We start from the raw sequence: 20,790 nt of genomic DNA, 5'->3' as shown, positions 1-20,790 counted from the left end.
GATCGAAACCGTACCGGGCTACCCGAGCAGGGCCGAAGCCTCCGCCGCCTGCGGGTCGCCGATTTCCTCGAACACGGTCCGGGCGTGCCGCCAGCAGTCACGGGCCTGATCCGGTTCACCCAGCCGGGACAGGGAACGGCCGAGGTTCATCAGCGTCCGTGCCCTGCCGAAGGCGTTCCCGGCGAGGACGTGCTGCTCGATCGCCTGCCGGTAGCGGTCGACGGCGCGGCGGTGGTCGTCCCGCAGGGCGTACGTCTCGGCGAGATTCGCCAGGCAGATCGCCGTGTGGTACCGGTCCCCGCGCCGGCGGAACACGGCCAGCGCCTCGCGGTTGTGGGCCGTCGCCGCCGTCAGCCGGCCCAGCGAGCTGCTGGCCAGCGCTATGTTCATCAGGGCCAGCGCCTCGCCGAGCGCGTTCCCGCGATCGCGGTGCAGCTCCCTCGCCTGGGTGAACGCGGCCAGTGCCGGTTCGAACCGGCGGGTCTCGGCGTAGGCGACGGCCATGCTGTTCAGCGTCACCGGCTCCCGGTCGTGGTCGCCGGTCGCCCGATGGAGTGGCAGCGCTTGCCGGTAGTACCCGATGGCATCGTCGTGCTGCCCGTTCACCCCGTGTGCGGAGCCGAGACAGGCGAGCAGCGCGCCTTCCGCCTTGGCGTCCCCGGCCGCCCGCGCGGAGCGCAGGCCGACCTCGCTGGTCGCAAGCCAGTCACGCCGGCGTTTGCCGACATAGCAGAACGTCGACAGGGCCAGCGCCAGCTGCCAGGCGTGGACGTGCAGGCCGTGGCCGGCGGCGTCGTCGATCGCGGCGACCAGGTTGGCCTGCTCCGCTTCGCACCACCGCATCGCGTCCTGGTTGCCGGAGAAGGCCGGTGGAGTGACGGTGGTGATCGGCTCGACCAGGTCGAAGGGTGGACGATGGGGTCGCAGCCAGGGTTCGGTGGCCGCGACGGTGTGCAGGTACCAGTCCAGGACTCGTTGCCGCGCAAGCGATTCCTCGGGATCTTCGGCGACGAGTTCCGCGGCGTAGTCCCGCAGCAGGTCGTGGCAGCGGTAGCGGTCGCCCGCGTGCCGGTCGAGCAGGTGCGCCCGGGTCAGCTCGGCCAGCGCGTCCCCGGCCCGGTCCGCCCCCGCGAGCGCGGCCGCGCTCGGCGCACTCAGCGTCTGGCCGGGGTGCACGGCCAGCAGCCGGAACAGCCTGGCCGCGGCCGGGCTGAGGGCCCGGTACGACCAGGAGAACACGGTGCGGAGGTTCTCCCCGGGGAGTTCGAAGGCGTCCAGCCGCTGCCCCGCGCGGAGCTGGGTGGTCAGGTCGGACAGCGAGAGCTCGGGGTCCTCCAGCGCGCGGGCGGCGACGATGCTCAGTGCCAGGGGGACGTGGCCGCAGTAGGCCGTCAACGCGGCCACGCCCGCCTGGTCGGCCCGTAGGCGAGCCGGCCCGAGGTAGCCGGCCAGCAGGTCGGTGGACTCGTCCGGGCTGAACGGTCCCAACCGGACGGACGCCGCGTGCTCTCGTGCGATCAGCGCACTCAACCGGGTGCGGCTGGTGACGAGCACGAGACACCGGCGCCCGCCCGGCAGCAACGGCCGGACCTGTTCCGCGTCGGCGGCGTTGTCCAGCAGCACGAGCGTCCGGCGATCGGCGAGCAGGCTGCGCAGCCGGGCGGCCTGCTCGTCCACCGTCGGCGGGACCGAGCCGGGTGGCACGCCGATCGAGTGCAGCAGCCGGGGCAGCGCCTCGGCGGGCCGCATCGGCGCCTCGGTGTGGTCGAAGCCGCGCAGGTCCAGGTACAGCTGGCCGTCCGGAAAGCGGTCGCGGACGTGGTGGGCCCAGTGGATCGCGGTCGTCGTCTTGCCGATCCCGCCCATGCCGTGGACGACGACGATGCCCGCGTCGCCGGTCACGGCGTCCAGTTCGGCGAGCTCCGGCGCCCGGCCGACGAACCCGCGGATGGCGTGCGGCAGCTCCGCCGGGGACAGGGCCGGCTTCGGCTCCGCCGGCGGCGCGGGGGCGGCGAGGATCCGCTGCTGCACCGAGCGTAGGTAAGCGCCCGGTTCGACGCCGAGGCCGTCGATCAGGGCCCGCCGGGCGTGCTGGTACTCGCGAAGTGCTTCGGCGGTCTGCCCGGTGGCGTGCAGGGCGAGCACCAGCCGGCCGCGGAACTGTTCGGCCAGTGGTCGTCCGGCGACCAGGGCACGCAGTTCGCCGAGCACCCCGGCGTGGTTTCCCGACGCCGTTTCGGCGTCGACCCACGCCTCGGTCAGCTGCAGCAGGAACTCTTCCCAGGCGGGCACGTGGCGTTGCCGCAGCAACTCCGAATCGACGTCGGCGAGCAGATCGCCGCCGGAAAGGGCCCGTGCTTCCTTCAGGAGAATGACCGATTTTTCCCGATCGCCGCATTCGGTGGCGGCCTTGTGCAACTCGCGGACGCGGAACAGGTCGACGTCCTGTTGTTCGACGTCGAGCGAATAACCGGGCGCCCTGGTCACAATGCGCGCACGTTCGGTGGCAGGCAGGTTCTTGCGCAGCCTGGTGATGTGGCTGTGCACGGTTTCCCGGGCCGTCGGTGGCGGGTCGTTGCCCCACAGGCAATCGACGAGCCCTTCGGCCGAGACCACCTGCCCGGGCCGCATGGCCAGTGCGGCGAAGACGACGCGCTGCCTCGGCGACGTAATCCGCGTCGTCCTGCCCGAATTGTCGCGAATTTCGAGCGGACCGAGCAGGCGGATTTCCACGCGCGCAGTCTGCCATCGATTTGCCCGCCGGCTGCCAGGCCCGGCGAGGACCCTACGAAAGATCCACGGGCCTGGGGGGCCCGTTTCGAACCGGAAGGACCAAGTCTTGCTCCACAGGATGAAACGAACCGCGATCGCACTCGTGGTGAGCGTGCTCTCCATCGGCCTGTTCTCGCTGGCCGTCCCGGCCACCGCGAACGCGGAACCGCACACCTACGTCATGGAATGCACGTCGTTGAGTGGCAGCCACTCCTACATCGACAAGCCGAGCCAGTGCTCGTGGGGCCTGATCAAGTTCATCAGCTCCTACGACGGCAAGGTCAAGGGCAAGCTGGACATGTACGCCCTGCAGAGCGGCATGAAGCAGCACGACGACAGCCTGCAGAAGCTCTACGAGAAGTGCTCGGCGAACATCATCTGCCAGATCGGGATCGCGGCGATCGACACGCTGATCCTGAAGAAGGTCAAGCTCGCCTACAACTGGTTCAAGGCCGTCCTCGGCTGACGAAGTCCCGGTCCGCCCCGGTCCCCTCCCGGGGCGGACCGTCCTACCTCGCTCACCCGAGCAGGGCGAGCGCCTGCAGTTCCCCGACGAGCCCGCCGATGATCGCGCCGACGGCGATGAGCTTCCACTCGTCCTGCCGGAACGCCGGCCGCAGCAGCTGCTCGAACTCCAGCGCGCTCAGCTTCCGCATCCGGTCCACGATCGTGTTGCGCACGTCGAGCGCGTTGATCGCGTAGTTCTCGGCGTATCGGATCGTCTCCGGGACGCGCTCCGCGGCCTTCGCCGCCGCCGTCTGCTTCATCTCCTGGAACCTCTTCGTGCCGACGGCGATGGCGACGAACGGTTTGACGACGCTCGCCTGCGCGTCGATCGTCTTCTGCACCTCGCGGGTGATCATCGCGAACAGGCGGTCGGACTTCGGGCCGCTCAGCACCGCCTCGAGCAGGTTGGGGATGGTGATGATCTCGCGGGCGATCATGTCGCCGTAGTCGGCGGCCACCTGGTCACGGCGCTTCTGGAAGACGCCCTGCCAGGTGTAGAGCCCGAAGAACCGGCGGGGCTCGCGCGGCAGGAAGATCATCTTCAGGGCGAGCCAGTCGGTCAGCCAGCCGATGCCGAGGCCGAACAGCGGCAGCACGATCGGCGACCTCGTCAGCGTCCACACCGCCAGCTGCACGCAGCCGAGGGTGAAGCCGAAGTAGACGCCCGAGCGGGCGATGAACCGCATCTCGGGCCGCGAGATGTCGCGGATCAGCCGGTTGAGCAGCGCTTTGTCGCGGACGAGGTTCGTCACGACCATGTGCTTGAGGTCGAGGACGTCCTCGATGTTGTCCGCGATCTCCCGCATGATCTTGGTGATCGCCCTGGGCGCCTCGGCCTGGACGCGTTTGAGCAGCAGCAGTTGCGCGCTGTTCGGCAGGACTTCCCACAGCCGGGGCTGGTAGGTCTCCATCACCTCGCGGGTGACGTCCTCGACGACCCGCAGCAGCGGCTGCTCGATTTCCTTCGCGACCTGCGCCGGGTCGAGCCGCGAGAAGATCTCCTTCGGGTCGACGAGGGTGGTCGTCAGCATCTCGGTGGCGGTCGCCGCCATGCGTTCGGCGTTGGCGGGCAGCACGCCCTGCCAGCCGAGGAACGGCCGGATCCCGGTGAACTCGAGGGGCCGGAACATCATCTCGATGGCGACCCGTTTGGTGACGTACCCGATCAGCGCCGCGACGAACGGCATGGTGACGTACACCTGCCAGTGCGTGCCGAAGTCCACGCGCGCACGTTATCGGCCCGGAGCCGCGGCGGCGGGTAGCGACGCCCCCGGTTCACCCGGTGCTGGATGTCCACAGTGGTCTCTGCTGGTCAACCGAGGTCAGGCTGCCATGCGTCACCGGGGGTTCTCGTTTTCGTGATGCATCCTTTTGGCGGTACGTCCTGAAGGACCCTTGCTCATTAAGGTGGCCCGATGGTCGCGCCTGAGAAGCCCAGTCCTGCCCCCAAGACCGCCCAGTTCGCCGTGGGTGTCCGCGGCTACAACCAGCGCCAGGTCGACGAACGCCTCGCCGAAATGAACAAGGACTTGCGGGAGACGTCCCGGAGCCGCGACGAAGCCGTCGCGACGTCCTCGGATCTGTCGAAGGCGCTGTCGTACGCGCAGAAGGAACTGGCCGAGACGAAGGCCGCCCTGGCCAGGATGAGTTCGAGCCCGTCCGGCGCGGGCGCCATGGCCGAGCGCGTCCGGATGATGATGCAGCTCGCCGAGGAGGAGATCGCGGACCTGCGGTCGGCGGCCGAAGCCGACGCGGCGTCGACCCGCGACCAGGCGGACAAGTACGCGCACGAGACCCGCCGCACGGCCGACAAGCTGGCGAAGGACGCGGAGGAGGAGCGCGCCCGCCTGCTGGCGGAGGCAAAGGGCGAGATCGAGAAGCTGAACGCGGCGGCGGGCGCGAAGCGCGTCGAGCTGGCGGCGGCGGCCGAGCGGGCGCGGCAGGAAGCGGACACTGCGGCGGAGGCTGCGGCGGCGGAGGCTCGTGCGGAGGCGGACCGGGTGGCTTCGGAGGAGCTGGCCCGCCGCAAGAAGGACTTCGAAGAGGAGTTCGCGCGCAAGAAGGCGGAGACGGAAGCGGCACTGGCCGACGCACAGGCCAAGCAGGCTTCGGCCGACCAGAACCGGAAACTGGCCCTGGACCTGCGGACGAAGGTCGCCGAGCGCATCGCGGCCACGGACGTGGCGGTCAAGGAGGCGATGCGGCTGCTGGCCCCGGAGCCTTCGGCCGCGGAGAACGGGGACCGGAAGCCGGCTCCGGCAGCGAAGGCTGCTCCTGCTCCCGCCGCTGCTGCTCCCGCTGCTCCGGCGAAGGCTTAGCAGTCCCGGTCGGCCAGGTTGTCCACAGGCATGCGCGAATGTGGACAACCTGGCCGTCGGCGGTGAAGCGCCGAGTCGGCGACTCGCCAGACCACTTGAACGACCCTTTCACCTCGTCGGACGAGGTGAAAGGGTCGTTCATGACATCGCCGCGGCGACCGCCTGGCGAGGGATTGAACTGGCCGAAGCTCGTGGGCGGCTGGCAGTGTGCACATCAGCTGCTTGATCGCCCACGAGACGGGACCTGCGCATGATCCTCGAGACCGAGCGGGCCGCGGTGTGCGCGTACGCGCGTCGGATGGTCGGTGACGGCCTCGTCGTCGGCACCTCCGGGAACGTCTCCCTGCGGGCCGGTGAGCTCGTCGCCGTCACTCCTACGGGGGTCGCCTACTCGAGTCTGACGCCGGCCGACATCCCGGTCGTCGATCTCGGGGGCGCGGTCGTCGACGGCTCGTTCAAACCGACCAGTGAGCTGCCGGTGCACCTGTCCGTCTACTGGGACGTGCGCGATCCCGACAGCGAGCCCGTCACCGCCGTCGTCCACACGCACGCGCCGCACGCCACCGCCGTGTCGACGCTCGTGCGTGAGGTGCCGCCCATCCACTACATCGTCGCCACTATCGGCCCTTCGGTGCGCGTCGCGCGCTACGCCACCTATGGCACGCCGGAGCTTGCCGCCGCTGTGCTCGAAGCGCTCGAGGGGCGCCGTGGCTGCCTGATGGCGAACCACGGCACCCTCACCTACGGTGACGGCCTCGAGGCCGCCTACCACCGTGCGCTGCAGCTCGAGTGGGCCTGCCGCGTGTGGCTGCTCGCGCAGAGTGCCGGCCGGCCCGGCCTGCTGCCGCCGCCCGAGGTGGCCAACGTCGTCGAGCGGCTGCGGGGTTACGGGCAGGGTTAGGAAGCGACCGCGTCCAGCAGTTCGACCACCGTCGGGTCGTCGACGGCCTCCTTGATGCACTGCCACAGCTGCAGGTTCGCCGTCGCCCACCGCGAGTACGTCGCGGCCGCCTCCGGGTTGTAGAAGTAGTACCCCTCGTCGTGGACGTCGCACTGCTCGCCGACGATCTTGTTCGCCAGCTCGCGCAGGCTCAGCCCGTTCTCGCGCAGGTACCGGTGCGCCAGCACGACCGGCGTCACCGGCAGCGCCTTGAACAACGTGTCCGCGTCGCTCAGGGCCTGCGCTTCCAGCGAAATGTCGCGGCCGCGAGTGGCCATTTCCGCCTCGTCGACGATCTCGTCGACCCACCGCGCGACGTCCGCGGGCACGCCGCACTCCGTGAGGATTTCCAGGCGCAGGCTCCGGCCCGCGGCGGCGGGCGAGTTCCGGCGCACCAGGTAGTTGACGTCGTGCACCACCGCGGCCACCTCCACCACGCTGCGATCGGCGCCGTTGTACGCGGCGAAACCGATCGCCTTCGCGCGGACGAAACTCACGTGGTGCCAGCCGTGGAACTGCAGTCGTTCGGCGTACTGGTGGCAAAGCCGGTGGACCCGGTTTCCGACGGCGTCGACGGTGGCCTGGTCGATTGTGCGTTCTTGCGTGCGCATACACCTCTCCCATCCCGGCCGTGGTGTTCAGACGGGTGGAGTAATGGTAAGCGCCGCTGACGCCGGTGTGTAGCTAGATGCGGTCGGCCAATTCCCCCAATCGGACCTCTGTCGGAACGTGCCGGTGACCGATTCCGCTGGCTGGGTCGAACGAAAGGCTGAAACTGCTCACCGGGCGTGATTTCACGAGGAAAGTCATCGTTCCGGCGGCCGCCTCGGGAATCCGGTGGAATTCGTCGGCCAGCATGGTGGCGCAGGTCCCGGCCGCGCACAGCGTCCGGCGGCGCAGCCGCGCGGACGCGATCAGCCCGGTGCCGGCGTCGATCGTCGTCTCGTATCTCTCGTGCAGGTAGTCACCACGGAGGATGGTGGTGCAGAAGTGATACCTGTGGTTGTGCACGGAATCCGCGTAACCTTCGCGCCAGTCTTCCTGGGCCTTGTATTCGTGCAGCCAGAAGGAAAACGGGTCCAGCGGCGCGTCGAGCAGGCACCAGGCGAAGTGGGTGGTCGTTTCCCGTGACGAGCGCAGCACCTTGGCCGCCTGCGCGGCGGACAGCGTGCGGAGCTGTGTGCGCAGCTCCTCCCGCAGCCCGGCCTGGGCGGCCCACGGCCGGAACCAGCCGTCGACCGCGCGCCAGTCCGCGGCGAGCGGGAACCTGGCCGTGCGCAGGCGCGTGGCCAGTTCGGTGAGGGGGGACAGGCGGGTGAGCAAGGTCAGCTCCCTAGCTCGGCGACTGCGGAGAACTCCGCGCGGAAGGCGTGGAACTTGCCCTCCAGCTCGCGGAACTGCTCCTCGGACAACGGAGATCCGGTGATCTTCTCGAACAGCGCCAGGAAATCCGTCCGTGTCGTCGCGGACGTGATGCGGAAGTGGCGGCCGGTCCGGGACTGCGAGACGCGCACGAATTCGGCGCGTTCCATGTTGTAGAGGAAGGAACCTTCGGTGAATCGCAGGGACCGCGGGTAGAGCTTCGTGGCGCCGCGGACGTCGCTGTAGAGCGACACCCACACGCTGTCGTCGAACATCTCGAGCCGGTCCAGCGGCGGGTCGGCGACCACGGTGATGTCGACCTGCGCGCAGCGGCTGCGCGCCAGGAAGAGGCCGACGAGCCCGATCCGGATCTCTTCGTCGAGCCGGGTCTGGATCTGTTCGTAGTCGACGTCGGCCGCCTCGCGGCGCAGCAGGTAGCGGGCGCGCCCGCTGATCGAGCTCGCGTCGCGCGGATCGGCGATGACGGCCCGCAGTTCCCGTTCGGTGCGGGAAAGCAGCAGGCGCGCGGCCGCGTGCCGGCCGGAGAAGCCGCGGAAGAAGTACTGCCGGGTCGCGTCGAGGTCGGCCATCAGCGCGCGGTTGAACGCGGGGTCGGGGTCGGTGGTCGCCTCGAAGACGTCGGTGGGGAAGAACTCCTTGTTCAGCGCCCGGTATTCGGCGCTGAGGTCTTCCAGCGCGCGCCTGCTCTCTTCGATCACCGGCGTCACCAGCGCTCGTTGCGACGCGCTGGCGGTGATCAGCGTCTGGCCGAACCCGACGATGGCGGAGATCAGGGTGCCGGTGCCCAGCGACGTCACCAGGTTCTTGCCGGTGCCGGGCTCCATCAGGCCGGCGATCCACAGGCTCAGGCCGGCGACCACGACGAGCACCGTGAGGAGCAGGCTCGTCCTGGTCCAGAAGATCTCCTGCAGTGGGGTACGGCGGAGGTGTCCGCCAGCCGCGGCCACGTGCTTCACCTCCCTTGAATCACCCGAACGGACGAGAGCAGAAAGTGTCTGTTCGAGCGCGGGGAGTTACTTTACGCGCCTCGGAGGGTGTGCGAAATAAGAAGTTCGGGGGACACTGCTGACGGACAGACGTCACTCTGGGCAATAATTCACCTGGTCGCCCGGTTTTCCGAAAATAGCGAAAAATCCCGGTCAAAGTGCCGCCGGGAGCCCGTTTTCGTACCAGCCGGGCCCGGGTTGGACGGTCTTCAGGAAATCCACGACGACCGGCGCGGGTGCCGGGTGGATCTCCGGGTGATCGCGTTCGTCCTTCGCCGCGTCGACCGGCCAGGCCAGTTTTTCTTCGTGGAGCGAAAACTCCCCGCCGGCGCCGGTGCGGTTGCCGCGGGCGTCCAGCCGTGACCACTTGCTGTGCAGATACACGGCATTCAGCCCGTGCAGCGCGGAGAGTTCCTGGTAGCAGAACCCGGCCGGAATCCCTTGTGCCCGAAGCAAAGCGGCGAGCAGGTGCGCCTTCGCGTGGCAGATCCCGACGCGCTCGCGCAGCACGTCCGAAGCGCGCGAGGTGACACGCGGATCCCCGGCGTCGATCACGTGCTCGACCTCGTCCCGGACGAAGAGGAACGCGGCTTTCGCGCTTCCGACGGGGTCGTCGCCCTTCGCGCGCAGAGCGTCGGCCTGGGCGCGGATCGCCGGGTGCTGGTGATCGACGACGGCATCGGCGGCGAGGTAGTCGCTGATCCGATCGGACGTCGGCGTCGGCCTGGGGTTCATCCACGCATCCTGACAGGCTCGGCCATTCGGGCGAGACCCGTTTTCGAGGCGGCCACGCTCCGCACTTGCCGATTACGGAACGTAAAAGTCGGGCGGAAAGCCGGTCCGGCGCAGTCCGGCGGGAAGGTGGGTCTTGTGGTGAGCCCGGAGGCTCAAGATCGGCCGCGGACGCGGAAGGCTTTCGGACGTCGCCCGGCCTTCTCCTTCTCCGAGGTGAAACCGGAGCTGAGCGAGGCGGTGAAGAAGCCGAGCGTGGCCACCAGGACGGGAGCCAGCACTTCGGCTTTGAGCAAGGGTGACGCCGGGTTGGTCCGGTACAGGTAGAGCGCGCCCAGGGTGACCAGGACGAGGGGAAGCAGGCCCAGCCCGAACCGCAGTGCCCCGGAAATCCACGACCGCCAGCGGGCGGCTCGTTCGATCTCTTCCACCGGGCTGGTCTCCCACTCGCCCCACCTTCCCTGCGCGGCGCTGATCAGCAGGTTCGCCACCTTGTCCGCGACGGACGCCCGGGTGGTCGCCGTCGGCAAGAGGCACTCCTTGGCCAGAAGCCGTATCCGTGCGGCGATCTCCGCGAATTCCCGCTGGGTGTGCTGAGTGATCGACGAGCTGTTCGTGGGGGTGAAGGTCAAGGTCAGGATTCGGGGCAGAAAACGTTCGATGCAGCCGGCGACGTGCTCGAGGTAGTGCGAAGCGATCGGGAAGCAATCCGGTTCCGGGACATTGAGCAGGTTCCAGTGCGTCCCGGCCAGCGTCTGGATGATCTCGTCGGTTGTCCACCTGCTCCAGGAGATGCGGTAGGCGGCCTCGACCAGCGCATTGCCGATCTGGCGAAGAAGCCCGAGTGCGAACAGGGCGGCGGCCGCGTTGAAGATGCCCGAGGACAGCCCGAGGCCCCAGACCGACTGCCAACGCAACAGCCACCACGCCGCGCCCGTGAGCGCACCCAAGCCGAGTAGCCCGGACAGGGTTCTGGCCATGCGTGACGTCGGTGCGCGAGCACCGGACAGGACAAGACCGATCGCGGTGACGACGAGGGCGGTCAAGAGGGCGACAACGGCGTACAGGAGCCTGCGCCAGAACGAACCGTCGACGTAGAACAGCGTTTCGCCGAGAGTGCTCGACAATACCGCGACGATGACGAAAGCGACTGCCCTGTCCACGATCTCGTCGCCCTTCTGGACGTCGCCCCAAATCTGGTACCCGCCGACTCGGAGCGTCGAGTCCCGTATCCGGTCGAGAAGAAGTTCGGGATCGCCGGGTTTCAGGCTTCGTGTCACGGTCGACGCCGCCTGCACATCGCGATCACTTTTTTCGCGCAGCAGGCGGTAGTACGTCCATCGCAGGCCGAGCGCGGACATCAGAAACCGGCCTTTGGCGTACGAGATCAGCACTTCGTCCGTGACTGGAGGAAGCTCCGCCGACGGGATCTTTTCCCCGGATGATTCCTGCGGATTCACGTCGCGGAGCCCCTCTCGCATTTCGACAAGAGGATCGCACATGGCGGCCACCCTGCTACAGGTGGTCACTCGGATGGTCGAATATCATTTGCCGGCCGGAATTCGGCTCAGAACTGGTAGTACAAGAACGGGCTGAACGTGCCCGTCGCGATCAGGATCGCCGCGTACAGCAGGCCCACCGTCATCACGCCGATGCGCATTGCCGTTGCCGGGCGGCTTCGGGATGACTCCAGCAGCGGGCCCGTCACCGGGTGGGCCGGCAGGAGGAACACCGCCAGTGCCGCCAGGAGCAGGACCAGGCGCTGGTTCGTGAACGCCTGCTCCACGCCCGCGCCGAGGCCGTCGAAGTCGGGGATCAGCATGTGGCCCAGCATCGAGAGCGCGTGGCCCAGGTCCGGGGACCGGAAGAACACCCAGCCGAACACCACCAGCAGCATCGTCAAGGCCCGGCGCAGATACCGCTTCCAGCGCACCGCCGGGTCCAGGTCGAAGCCGAAGCGGCGCTCGATCACCAGCAACGCGCCGTGGTAGCAGCCCCACACCAGGAACGTCCACTGCGCGCCGTGCCAGAAGCCCGTCAGCACGAACACTATGCAGAGGTTGCGGTACGTCTGGGCCGCGCCGTGGCGGTTGCCGCCCAGGGGGATGTACACGTAGTCGCGGAACCAGCGGGAGAGCGACATGTGCCAGCGGCGCCAGAACTCCGTGATCGTCACCGACGAGTACGGCCGCGCGAAGTTCTCCGGCAGCCTGAAACCCAGCATGCGGCCCAGGCCGATCGCCATGTCCGAATAGCCCGAGAAGTCGAAGAACAGCTGGAGTGTGTAGCCGATCGCGCCGAGCCACGCCGTGGCGAACGTCATCTGATCCGGTGGCACCTTGAAGCACGCCTCGACCAGCGGGCCCAGCGAATCCGCGATGATCGTCTTCTTGCACAGCCCCAGCGCGAACCGGGGGAAGCCCGCCGCGATGTCGTCGAGGCGGTGGGAACGCAGCTGTGGCAGCTGGTCGGCGATCTCGCGATATCTCACGATCGGGCCGGCCACCAGCTGCGGGAACATCGCGATGTACGCGGCGAACGACACCGGGTTCCGGAGCGCCTGCCGCTCGCCTCGATAAATATCCACCACGTACGAGATGTGGTGGAACGTGTAGAACGAGATGCCGATCGGCACCACCAGGCTCGCGACCGGCACGCTCCCGCCGAACCAGTGCGCCACCGCCGCGATCTGCTGCGTCGCGAACCCGGCGTACTTCCAGATCAGCAGCACCGTGACGTCGAGCGAGACCACGGCGATCAGGATCCGGCGCCGCCGCACGCCGTGGACGTCCCACGGGCTCGGCGCCAGCAGCGGGCCGGCCGCGAAGTTGACGACCATGCAGCCGAGCAGCAGGAAGACGAACGCGCCGGCGCCGATCGTGTAGAACAGCAGGCTGCCGACCGCGATGATGCCGTTGCGCCAGGTCCGCGGGCACACCAGCACGGCGATGAGCACCGCCGGCATGAAGTACCACAGGAAGAGCGGCGAAACGAACGACATCGGTGGTCAGGTCCCCTCGGGTTTATCCGAGGGGACCTTAACCCGACCGGGTGGTGCGTCGTCGTGAAGGTGGGGACTCAGCGGCCCAGGCGCTCAGATCCGCCCGGCGAGACGGCGGCGCCGCGCCACCTCGGCGAGCAGCACGCCCGCCGCCACGGACGCGTTCAGGGACTCCACGCCCGCCGCCATCGGGATCGACACCGTCGCGTCGCACGTCTCGCGGACCAGGCGTGACAGGCCTCGGCCCTCCGAGCCGAGCACGATGACCAGCGGGTCGGCCGCCAGCTCCAGCTCGTCGATGTCCACCGAGCCGTCCGCGTCCAGGCCCACCAGCATCAGGCCGTCGTTCGCCCACGCCTTGAGCTGCCGCGTCAGGTTCGTCGCCACCGCGATCGGCAGCTTCGCCGCCGTGCCCGCGCTCGTCCGCCACGCCACCGCCGTCATGCCCGCGCTGCGCCGCTCCGGCAGCAGCACGCCGTGCGCGCCGAACGCGGCCGCCGAGCGGATCACCGCGCCCAGGTTGCGGGGGTCCGTGACGCCGTCGAGCGCGACGAACAGCGGCACCTCGCCCGAGTTGCGGGCCGCCGCCATCAGGTCGTCCGGGTGGGCGTACTCGAACGGCGGGACCTGCAGGCCCAGGCCCTGGTGCACGGCCCGGTTGGTCTTGCGGTCCAGCTCTTCGCGCGGGATCTCCAAGATCGAGATGCCCTTGTCGCCGGCCAACCGGACGGCGTCGTTCACGCGGTCGTCGATCTCGATGTTCAGCGCGACGTACAGCGCGGTCGCCGGGACGTCCGCGCGCAGCGCCTCGACCACCGGGTTGCGCCCGGCGATCAGCTCCGGCTTGTCGGCCTTCTTCTGCCGCGCCTGGTCGCGCTTGGTCGCGGCGTTGTTCGAGCGGTACGCCTTGTGCCCGGGGCGGTCCTCCGCCTTCGGGGTCGGGCCCTTGCCCTCGAGGGCCTTGCGGCGCTGACCGCCCGAGCCGACGACGGCACCCTTCTTGGTGCCCGTCTTGCGGATCGCGCCCTGGCGCCGCGAGTTGCCTGCCATGGTGAAAGTTTCCTTGCTTGGTAACGAAATCAGTCGGACTTCACAGTCCACTGAGGACCGTTGGGGGTGTCCTCCACCATGATGCCCGCCTGCTGGAGGCGGTCACGGGCGGCGTCCGCGCGGGCGAAGTCCTTCTCGGCGCGAGCCTGCTGGCGCTCGGCCAGCAACCCTTCGACGATCCGGGACAGCGCTTCTTTGGTGGGCGATTCGGAACCGCCCGCCTCGGACCAGCGCGCGGACAGCGGGTCGAGGCCGAGCACGTCGGTCATCGCGCGGACGGCCGCGGCGAATTCGAGTGCCTTTGAGGTGTCGCCCGCGTCGAGGGCGGCGTTACCGTCTCGCACCGTGGTGTGGACCACGGCGAACGCCTGCGGGGTGGCGAGGTCGTCGTCGAGCGCGTTCGCGAACGCTTCCGGGACCGTGCCGACGCCGACGGAGCCCGACTGTGCGGCGCGGCGCAGGAACGTCTCGATCCGCCGGTAGCCCTGCGCGGCCTCGGAGACCGCGGCGTCGGAGTACTCGATGGTCGACCGGTAGTGCGGCTGGACCAGGTAGTACCGCAGCTCCGGCGCCCGGTAGCGCTCCAGCATCGCCGGGATCGACACGGTGTTGCCGAGCGACTTCGACATCTTCTCGCCCGACATGGTCACCCACGCGTTGTGCAGCCAGAACCGCGCGAACGGGTCGCCCGCCGCGTTGGACTGGGCGCGCTCGTTCTCGTGGTGCGGGAAGACCAGGTCGATGCCGCCGCCGTGGATGTCGAACTCCGCACCGAGGTACGCCGTCGCCATCGCCGAGCACTCGAGGTGCCAGCCCGGCCGGCCGTCGCCCCACGGCGTCGGCCACGACGGCTCGCCCGGCTTCGCGCTCTTCCACATGGTGAAGTCGCGCGGGTCGAGCTTGCCGCGGGTCGGCGTCTCGCCCTGCTGGACGTCCTCCAGGACCTGGCCGGACAGCTTGCCGTAGTCGTCGAACGACTTCACCGAGAAGTAGACGTCGCCGTCCGCGACGTAGCCGTGGCCCGCCTCGATGAGGCGTTCCATCAGCTCGACCATCTGGCTGACGTGCCCGGTCGCGCGCGGGTTGATCGACGGCGGCAGGCAGCCCAGCTGCTCGTACGCGGTCTCGAAGGCGCGCTCGTGCGTCGCGCCCCACTCCCACCAGGGCCGCTCGTTCTCGGCGGCCTTGGTCAGGATCTTGTCGTCGATGTCCGTGACGTTGCGGACCAGCAGCACGTCCAGTCCACTGTGGACGAGCCAGCGGCGCAGGACGTCGTAGTTCAGGACGCCGCGCACGTGCCCGATGTGGGGAACGCCCTGCACGGTGGCACCACACACGTAGATCGACGCCGTTCCGCTACGGACGGGGTGGAACTCCCGTGCGCTCCGGGTCGCTGTGTCGAAAAGGTGAAGGGCCACCCTCAAAGGGTACGGGGTGGGCGTGAGCGGCGTCGCAGCCGGTCAGCCGACGCCGTGGGTGCGCAACGCCGTGAGCAGGGCGTCCGGCCGGTCGGCGGTGGGCAGCGGGTCGACCAGCGCGAACTCGCAGCCGAGTGCGCGGGCGCCGCCGTCGGCCTCCTCGCTGTCACCGACCATCAGCGTCTCGGTGGCCGGCACGCCGAGCGACCGGACGGCCGTGCGGAAGATCTCCAGCTCCGGCTTGACCGCGCCGACCTCGAAGGACAGCACGAACTCGTCGACATAGGCGTCCCATCCGCGGGCGGTGAAGGCGGGCCGGATGTCGAAGGCGATGTTGCTGAGGACGCCGACCTCGAGCCCTCGCTCGGCGGCGGCCTTCAGCGCAGCTTCGGCGTCCGGGTAGGGCGTCCACTGGCTGGGATCGATGAGCCGGTCGTAGAGCGCTTCGGCTTGGTCGGCGTGCGGGACGCCGGACTTCTTGAGCACCTCGAGGTAGACCTTGCGGTGCAGTTCCGGGTCGCGGTCCCGGTGGTGCCAGGCGTGCAGGTGCTCGGCATCGAGTTCGACGACCTGCCCGACCGGGGCGGTCATCCGGCGCATCAGCTCGGCCTGCGCCTCGATGTCGAGCGGCTCGCCGTCGTGGTTCGTCAGTTCGGTGAGCCAGGACTCGTCCTGCTCGAGCCGGAAGAGCGTGCCGGAGAAGTCGAACAACACCGCCCTGATCGTCATGGGATCCAGCCTAGCGAGAGCGCGGGCGCCGCAGCGGCGCCCGCGATCCGCATCACGTCACGCCGCGTAGCCGGTGATCTTGTCCGGGACCACGCGCACGACCACCCGGACGATCTCGGGCGGCTCGGTGCGGAAGTCCTTGCCGTCGTACTTGTGCGACAGCTCGTTGATCAGCTCGCGGCCGCCCTCCTCGGTGATCTCGGCCCGGCCGCGGATCTCCACGTACTTGAGCGGGTCCTCGAGGTCGAACACGGACAGCGAGATGCGCGGGTCGCGCCGCATGTTCCGCTCCTTGAGACGCCCGCGGACGGTGGCGAAGAGCACGGCGTCGCCGTCCCGCTTGGCCCAGACGACGGAGGTCTGCACCGAGCCGTCGGCGTTGATGGTCGCGAGGACCGGGAAGTTCTTGCCGTCGAAGAGAGCCTTCGTGGCCTCGTTGAAAGTCACACCCATGGTCTGGACCCTATTTCACATTGCCGGCGATTTTCCCGGCTTTGAGGCGCACGACCACCCGCTGGACGTCGTCACCCTCGGGCGGCGGGTCCTGGGCGAGGTACTTGTGGCTCAGAGTCTTCGGGAGGGCCTTGCCGGGGTCGGGCGTGATCGTCACGGTGCCGCGCAGCTGGGTGTGCCGGTAGGGGTTCTCGGCGTCGGTGATCGAGACGCTGATGCGGGGGTCGCGGCGCAGGTTGCGGACCTTCCGGCGGTCTTCGGTGGCGCTGAAGACGAGCTCCCCGTCGTCGAGGCCGACCCAGACGACGGAGGCGACTCGCCCGTCGACATGAACGACTCTTTCCTGTCGTCCGACGAGGTGAACGAGTCGTTCATGACATCGCCGCAGCGAGGGAAGGCCTATTCCGCCGCGAGCAGCAGCGCCGTCGCGAAGGCCGCGATGCCCTCGCCGCGGCCCGTCAGGCCCAGGCCGTCCGAAGTCGTCCCGGAGACGCTCACCGGGCCGCCCACCGCCTCCGACAGCACCTTCTGCGCCTCCTCGCGTCGCTTCCCCACGCGCGGTGCGTTGCCGACGATCTGGACCGACGCGTTCCCGACCCGCCAGCCCGCCGCCTCGATCAGGGCCCTGACCTCGGCGAGCATGTCCGCCCCGTGGGCGCCGTCCATGCGGGGGTCGCCCGTGCCGAACACCGCGCCGAGGTCGCCCAGGCCGGCCGCCGACAGCAGCGCATCGCACAGTGCGTGGGCCGCGACGTCGCCGTCCGAGTGGCCCGCGCAGCCGTCCGTGTCGGGCCACAGGAGCCCTGCCATCCAGCACTCGCGGCCCGGCTCCACCGGGTGGACGTCGACTCCGTTGCCGATCCTCACAGCGTCTCCTCGTTCTTCGGTGCCGCCGCGATCGCCTCGGCCAGGGACAGTTCGAAATCCGTCGTGACGCGCATCGCGTCCGGGTGGCCCGGGATCGTCGTCGCGCCGGCGAGGTCCACGGCGTCAAGAGAGGAGGGGAACGCCGAAACCGTGAAGCCGATCGGCGTCTGGACAGTGCGCAGCCGCGACCGGTCCTCCGTGCCGATGATCAGGGACTTCTCGTCGGTCACCTTCACCGTGTCGGCCATCGGCAGCACCGGGACGACGACCGAGGCGCCGTCACGGACCGCGAAAAGCACGTCACGCACCGTCTGCGCAGGAACGAAGGCTCGCAGCGCGTCGTGGAGGAGTACAACGGAGTCGCGGGGCAGCTCGGGCTCGACGGCGGCGAAGGCCTGCCGGAGCGAGCCGGGGATCACCCGGCAGCCGAGGCCGCGAAGCGCCTCGGTAAACGACGACGCACACCGCTGGGGGGCCGCCACGAGCACCGAAGAGATTTCCGGCACGTCGAGCAGCCCCCGCACGGTGTGCGTGAGTAGCGGCTCACCATGGACCGGCGTGAGAGCGAGCTCTCCGTCGGAGGCATGATGTGCGACGGTCACGATCGCGACGACATTCATCAGTTCGCGATCGTAGAGGCACCCGCCCGCCCGTCGAGCGGGATGCCCCTGGGCTCAGAACCTCATTCTGGTCAGGACGGCGCCATGGACCGCAGGTCGCCTTCCTGCGGTGACTTCGGCGTCGGCCGACGGCTGAACAAGGTTCTCAGACCGTCGCGGTTTCCAGAACTTCGTCGAGGAGGACCTCAGCCTTGTCCTCGTCGGTGCCCTCCGCGAGCGCGAGCTCGCTGACCAGAATTTGCCGCGCCTTCGCCAGCATGCGCTTCTCACCGGCTGAAAGTCCGCGGTCCTTCTCTCGCCGCCAGAGGTCGCGCACCACTTCGGCCACCTTGTTCACATCGCCGGAGGCGAGCTTCTCGAGGTTGGCCTTGTACCGACGAGACCAGTTGGTGGGCTCCTCGGTGTGCGGAGCACGCAAAACGTCGAAGACCTTGTCCAGTCCTTCTTGCCCGACGACATCGCGGACGCCGACGATTTCGGCGTTGTCTGCGGGCACGCGAACCGTGAGATCCCCTTGCGCGACCTTGAGGACGAGGTACTTCTTTTCCTCGCCCTTGATCACACGGGTCTCGATGGCTTCGATGAGTGCGGCACCGTGGTGCGGGTAGACGACGGTCTCTCCGACCTTGAAAACCATGTGTCCTCTGCCCCTTTCGCTGACCCCATCCTAGCACGGTCCGCCAGTGCCCACCTAGCGGGCCGGACTCGTCCTCGCAGGTCAGCGGCCTGAGCGGGGGTTGACAAACGTCGGACCCCCGTGCTCACGCTGGTAGCGGGGAAGCGTTTCGTCACAGGGCTCGAAATCCTTTGTGGACGGTTGATCTTGGGCGCCGCGCCGCGGCAACGCGGACCGGTTCGGCCCGGGTGATCGCGCCCGGCTAGTCTTCGCGGTGACGAGGCCGTGAAAAGGGAAGGACTGCGACGTGAGGCTGCAGAATCGCCGGGTGCTCGGCGCGGCCGCGCTGGCCCTCGGTGCCGCGCTCGTGCTCGCCGGGTGCGGGGCCGGTCAGATCACCCAGACCGCGTCGCAGCAGGCCGCGGTCAACGGTACGCACGCCCAGGTCAAGGACATCGCGCTGCGCAACGCCGCGGTGCAGTACCCCACCTCCGGCCCGGGCTACCCGGCCGGCGCGACCCCGGCGCTGAGCCTGACGATCGTGAACCTCGGCACCCAGGACGACTCGCTCGTCTCCGTGACGACCGAGGGTGGCGGCCAGGCGACCATCGCCGGCTCCAAGGACATCGTCGCCGCCCACTCCCTCGTGATCGGCCCGGACAACGCCGTCGAGTCCACCAACGAGGTGCAGACCACCTCCCCGAGCGCGCCGACCTCGTCCTCGGGTGCCCCGACCTCGCCCGCCACCCCGACCGGCACCAGCTCGGGGACCAGCAGCTCCACCGCGACCTCGACGTCCGAGGTCCCGCCGGCCGGAGCGACCGCGACGCCGGCCGCGCCCGAGGTCGTCGGCCAGGGCACCGTGACGCTCGCCGCGCTGAAGCAGCCGCTGTGGCCGGGTCAGGTCATCAAGGTCACCTTCGTCTTCAAGAACGCCGGACCGATCACCGTCGAGCTGCCCGTGGCGGCGCCGGCGCACGTCAAGGACTAGGTCCCCGGTTTTGTCGGTGGTCGCCGATAGCCTCGCGGGGTGAAGAAGGGGACCACCTACCGCTGCGGAAGCTGCGGTCACGAAGCGGCCAAGTGGCTGGGCCGGTGTCCGGAGTGCCAGGAGTGGGGCTCGTTCGAGGAGCGCGGGGCGCCGGCCAGGCCGGCCATCCAGCGCGTCGCGGCCGGGGCGCCGAGCGCTCCCGCGCGGCCGATCGGCGAGGTCGACGTCGAAGCGGCGCGGGCGCGCCGCACCGGCGTCTCCGAGCTGGACCGCGTGCTCGGCGGCGGCCTGGTGCCGGGTGCGGTGGTGCTGCTCGCCGGTGAGCCGGGTGTCGGCAAGTCGACATTGCTGCTCGAGGTCGCCTACCAGTGGGCCAAGACCGTCGACCGGTCGCTGTACGTCACGGGCGAGGAGTCCGCGGGCCAGGTCCGGTTGCGCGCCGAGCGCACGGGCAACGTCCACGACCTGATGTACCTGGCCGCCGAGAGCGACCTTTCGGCCATCCTCGGGCACGTCGACGACGTCAAGCCGGGGATGCTGATCGTCGACTCGGTGCAGACGATGGCGTCCCCACAGGTCGACGGCTCACCCGGCGGCGTGACGCAGGTCCGCGCGGTGACCTCCGGGCTGGTCGCGCTGGCGAAGGAACGCGGGCTGCCGGTCGTGCTCGTGGGGCACGTCACGAAGGACGGCTCGGTGGCCGGCCCGCGCGTACTGGAGCACCTGGTGGACGTCGTGCTGCAGTTCGAGGGCGACAAGCACTCGACGCTGCGGATGCTGCGCGGCATCAAGAACCGGTTCGGCGCGTCCGACGAAATCGGCTGCTTCGAGCTGCAGGAGGAAGGCATCGTCGGGGTGCCCGACCCGTCGGGTCTGTTCATCAGCCGCACGGCGGAGCCGGTGCCCGGCACGGCGATCACGGTGTCGATGGAGGGCAAGCGGCCGCTGCTGGGCGAGGTCCAGGCGCTGGTGTCGTCGACGTCGGCGCCCCAGCCGCGGCGCGCGGTCAGCGGTCTCGACTCCGCCCGGGTGGCGATGGTCCTGGCGGTGCTGGAGAAGCGCGGCGGGCTGAAGCTCGGCGACAAGGACGTCTACACGGCCACGGTCGGCGGCATGAAGATCACCGAACCGGGCATCGACCTGGCGCTGGTGCTGGCGCTGACGTCGAGCTTCGAGGACGTCGCCCTGTCGCCTCGGCTGGTGTCGGTGGGCGAGGTCGGGCTGGCGGGGGAGATCCGGCGGGTGCCGAGCGTGGGCCGTCGGCTCGCCGAGGCGGCGCGGCTGGGCTTCACGCACGCGCTGGTGCCGCCGGATTCGGGCAAGCCGCCGGCGGGGATCCGGGTGCTGGAGGTCTCGAACGTCGCCGACGCGCTGAACGCGGCCAACCACGCCCGCTGACCGGAGGAC

21 protein-coding genes are annotated in these 20,790 nt (G+C 69.3%); 5 read left to right on the top strand and 16 right to left on the bottom strand.

Features of this window, described 5'->3' with window-relative positions; genetic code table 11:
• Positions 1–18: 18 nt before the first annotated feature.
• The gene (locus tag A3CE_RS51410; protein ID WP_020641904.1) at positions 19–2,733 is read right to left on the bottom strand and encodes an AfsR/SARP family transcriptional regulator; all 2,715 of its coding nucleotides are present in this window, start codon (positions 2,731–2,733) and stop codon (positions 19–21) included.
• Between the two features lie 118 nt (positions 2,734–2,851).
• Here A3CE_RS51410 and A3CE_RS0120090 point away from each other — a divergent pair, with 118 nt between their 5' ends.
• Positions 2,852–3,238 (top strand): hypothetical protein, encoded by a 387-nt coding sequence (locus tag A3CE_RS0120090; RefSeq protein WP_020641903.1) that lies wholly within the window; start codon positions 2,852–2,854, stop codon positions 3,236–3,238.
• 52 nt (positions 3,239–3,290) lie between these two features.
• Here the strand turns inward: A3CE_RS0120090 and A3CE_RS0120085 are convergent, their stop codons facing one another.
• Positions 3,291–4,466, bottom strand: coding sequence for a DUF445 domain-containing protein (locus A3CE_RS0120085; protein ID WP_051183925.1), 1,176 nt, complete (start codon positions 4,464–4,466; stop codon positions 3,291–3,293).
• Positions 4,467–4,694: 228 nt separating this feature from the next.
• Here A3CE_RS0120085 and A3CE_RS0120080 point away from each other — a divergent pair, with 228 nt between their 5' ends.
• Positions 4,695–5,597, top strand: coding sequence for a coiled-coil domain-containing protein (locus A3CE_RS0120080; protein WP_020641901.1), 903 nt, complete (start codon positions 4,695–4,697; stop codon positions 5,595–5,597).
• 250 nt (positions 5,598–5,847) lie between these two features.
• Complete coding sequence (locus tag A3CE_RS0120075) at positions 5,848–6,498, top strand: class II aldolase/adducin family protein (protein WP_020641900.1); 651 nt, start codon at positions 5,848–5,850, stop codon at positions 6,496–6,498.
• On the opposite strand, the gene A3CE_RS0120070 is transcribed toward A3CE_RS0120075, so the two are convergent.
• The 14 genes from A3CE_RS0120070 to A3CE_RS0120005 form a co-directional block, all read right to left on the bottom strand.
• Positions 6,495–7,148, bottom strand: coding sequence for an HD domain-containing protein (locus A3CE_RS0120070; RefSeq protein ID WP_020641899.1), 654 nt, complete (start codon positions 7,146–7,148; stop codon positions 6,495–6,497). The genes A3CE_RS0120075 and A3CE_RS0120070 overlap by 4 nt on opposite strands.
• A gap of 73 nt (positions 7,149–7,221) precedes the next feature.
• Complete coding sequence (locus A3CE_RS0120065) at positions 7,222–7,860, bottom strand: hypothetical protein (RefSeq protein ID WP_020641898.1); 639 nt, start codon at positions 7,858–7,860, stop codon at positions 7,222–7,224.
• A gap of 2 nt (positions 7,861–7,862) precedes the next feature.
• The gene (locus tag A3CE_RS0120060) at positions 7,863–8,876 is read right to left on the bottom strand and encodes a hypothetical protein (protein ID WP_020641897.1); all 1,014 of its coding nucleotides are present in this window, start codon (positions 8,874–8,876) and stop codon (positions 7,863–7,865) included.
• Between the two features lie 183 nt (positions 8,877–9,059).
• Positions 9,060–9,641, bottom strand: coding sequence for a transglutaminase-like domain-containing protein (locus tag A3CE_RS0120055; protein ID WP_020641896.1), 582 nt, complete (start codon positions 9,639–9,641; stop codon positions 9,060–9,062).
• 152 nt (positions 9,642–9,793) lie between these two features.
• The gene (locus A3CE_RS0120050) at positions 9,794–11,119 is read right to left on the bottom strand and encodes a hypothetical protein (protein WP_125591923.1); all 1,326 of its coding nucleotides are present in this window, start codon (positions 11,117–11,119) and stop codon (positions 9,794–9,796) included.
• An 86-nt stretch (positions 11,120–11,205) separates the two neighbouring features.
• Positions 11,206–12,639 carry an MBOAT family O-acyltransferase gene (locus A3CE_RS0120045; protein WP_020641894.1) on the bottom strand — a complete coding sequence of 478 codons (1,434 nt, stop codon included), beginning with the start codon at positions 12,637–12,639 and terminating at the stop codon, positions 11,206–11,208.
• Positions 12,640–12,732: 93 nt separating this feature from the next.
• Positions 12,733–13,689, bottom strand: coding sequence for a 23S rRNA (guanosine(2251)-2'-O)-methyltransferase RlmB (gene rlmB / locus A3CE_RS0120040; RefSeq protein ID WP_020641893.1), 957 nt, complete (start codon positions 13,687–13,689; stop codon positions 12,733–12,735).
• Between the two features lie 29 nt (positions 13,690–13,718).
• Positions 13,719–15,107 (bottom strand): cysteine--tRNA ligase, encoded by a 1,389-nt coding sequence (gene cysS / locus A3CE_RS0120035; protein WP_043790951.1) that lies wholly within the window; start codon positions 15,105–15,107, stop codon positions 13,719–13,721.
• 42 nt (positions 15,108–15,149) lie between these two features.
• Positions 15,150–15,836 (bottom strand): HAD family hydrolase, encoded by a 687-nt coding sequence (locus A3CE_RS0120030; RefSeq protein WP_020641891.1) that lies wholly within the window; start codon positions 15,834–15,836, stop codon positions 15,150–15,152.
• 57 nt (positions 15,837–15,893) lie between these two features.
• Positions 15,894–16,289, bottom strand: a complete 396-nt coding sequence (locus A3CE_RS0120025) for a PPOX class F420-dependent oxidoreductase (protein ID WP_020641890.1) — start codon at positions 16,287–16,289, stop codon at positions 15,894–15,896.
• 10 nt (positions 16,290–16,299) lie between these two features.
• Positions 16,300–16,677 (bottom strand): PPOX class F420-dependent oxidoreductase, encoded by a 378-nt coding sequence (locus tag A3CE_RS51405; RefSeq protein WP_245589810.1) that lies wholly within the window; start codon positions 16,675–16,677, stop codon positions 16,300–16,302.
• A gap of 11 nt (positions 16,678–16,688) precedes the next feature.
• Positions 16,689–17,156, bottom strand: coding sequence for a 2-C-methyl-D-erythritol 2,4-cyclodiphosphate synthase (gene ispF / locus A3CE_RS0120015; protein ID WP_020641888.1), 468 nt, complete (start codon positions 17,154–17,156; stop codon positions 16,689–16,691).
• Positions 17,153–17,776 (bottom strand): IspD/TarI family cytidylyltransferase, encoded by a 624-nt coding sequence (locus A3CE_RS0120010; RefSeq protein ID WP_020641887.1) that lies wholly within the window; start codon positions 17,774–17,776, stop codon positions 17,153–17,155. Before A3CE_RS0120010 ends, ispF begins: the two co-directional genes overlap by 4 nt.
• A gap of 145 nt (positions 17,777–17,921) precedes the next feature.
• Positions 17,922–18,413 carry a CarD family transcriptional regulator gene (locus A3CE_RS0120005; RefSeq protein WP_004559016.1) on the bottom strand — a complete coding sequence of 164 codons (492 nt, stop codon included), beginning with the start codon at positions 18,411–18,413 and terminating at the stop codon, positions 17,922–17,924.
• Between the two features lie 286 nt (positions 18,414–18,699).
• Between A3CE_RS0120005 and A3CE_RS0120000 the strand changes: the two genes are divergently transcribed.
• Together A3CE_RS0120000 and radA are read left to right on the top strand one after the other, a co-directional pair.
• Positions 18,700–19,383 (top strand): copper chaperone PCu(A)C, encoded by a 684-nt coding sequence (locus A3CE_RS0120000; protein ID WP_020641886.1) that lies wholly within the window; start codon positions 18,700–18,702, stop codon positions 19,381–19,383.
• A 39-nt stretch (positions 19,384–19,422) separates the two neighbouring features.
• The gene (gene radA, locus A3CE_RS0119995) at positions 19,423–20,781 is read left to right on the top strand and encodes a DNA repair protein RadA (protein WP_020641885.1); all 1,359 of its coding nucleotides are present in this window, start codon (positions 19,423–19,425) and stop codon (positions 20,779–20,781) included.
• The last annotated feature ends 9 nt before the right edge of the window (positions 20,782–20,790 follow it).

The sequence above is a fragment of the Amycolatopsis balhimycina FH 1894 genome (genome assembly GCF_000384295.1).
Classification (GTDB): Bacteria; Actinomycetota; Actinomycetes; order Mycobacteriales; family Pseudonocardiaceae; genus Amycolatopsis; species Amycolatopsis balhimycina.
Note: the sequence above shows the minus strand (reverse complement) of the source record. Positions and strands in the feature narration are given on the sequence as shown.